Origin of the sequence: Pseudomonas sp. EA_65y_Pfl1_P113, assembly GCF_963970525.1 — a bacterium.
GTDB classification, from domain to species: domain Bacteria; phylum Pseudomonadota; class Gammaproteobacteria; order Pseudomonadales; family Pseudomonadaceae; genus Aquipseudomonas; species Aquipseudomonas tritici.
Genome location: NZ_CAXAQM010000153.1, coordinates 1 through 732 on the forward strand (window position 1 = coordinate 1; position 732 = coordinate 732).

Genomic DNA, 732 nt, shown 5'->3' on the forward strand with positions numbered 1-732 from the left:
AGCTGCATCAGCACATTCGCCCGCGAACCCTTCGACCAGGGTTGGTTGGTCTGTCCTGCGACCTGGCGATCCAGCCATGCGATGTAGCGCCCGACCATCGCACTGGTCAGATCGTTGACCGACAGAACAAGACCGTCCTCCGCCACGAAGCGCGCAAAGGCGCGCAGCGCCATCCAGCAATGACGCTGCGTGTCCCGGCTCGAGGCGGCATGATGATGACGGAAGGCATCGGCCAGAAGAATCGCGATGTCCGACGGCAAACCGAGCCTGCCGAGATCGTAGCGTTTCACAACCTCGCCCCAGCCGTCGCGGAAGACGACGATGGTATCGGCTGGCTGATCCAGAGCGATCGGCGCCGCAGCCGACAGCCTCCGGTCGATGCGCTCGCGCCTAACGGCCATCGGGGACCAACTCGCCATAGAGATAGTCGATGCTGTCGGCGAGGTCCCGCGTATTCAGCTCAACGCAGCGCAGGTAGATCGACGTACTCTGGATCGAACTGTGACCCAGCAGGACCTGCACGATCTTCAGCGGATTGAGGTTGGGCGTGGTCGCTGCCTGCCGCTGCAATCGCACCAGCATCGTCATCGCAAATGTATGCCTCAGGTAATGTAATGTTCCGGTCACGCCAGCCGCGCGGAACGCCTCGGCAAACACCGCCGTCAATCGCGCCTTGCTGACCACATTTCCCTGAGTGTTGAGGAACAGAGCCGAAGGCGGCCGATAGTCGGG

2 protein-coding genes are annotated in these 732 nt (G+C 62.2%); both read right to left on the minus strand.

Annotated elements, in window-relative coordinates; genetic code table 11:
- Positions 1-401: hypothetical protein (locus AACY52_RS28820; protein WP_339561144.1), on the minus strand; the 401-nt coding region annotated here is incomplete at its 3' end.
- Positions 391-732, minus strand: a 342-nt coding sequence (locus AACY52_RS28825) for a tyrosine-type recombinase/integrase (RefSeq protein WP_339561145.1), incomplete at its 5' end; no start/stop codon positions are given. The genes AACY52_RS28825 and AACY52_RS28820, both read right to left, overlap by 11 nt.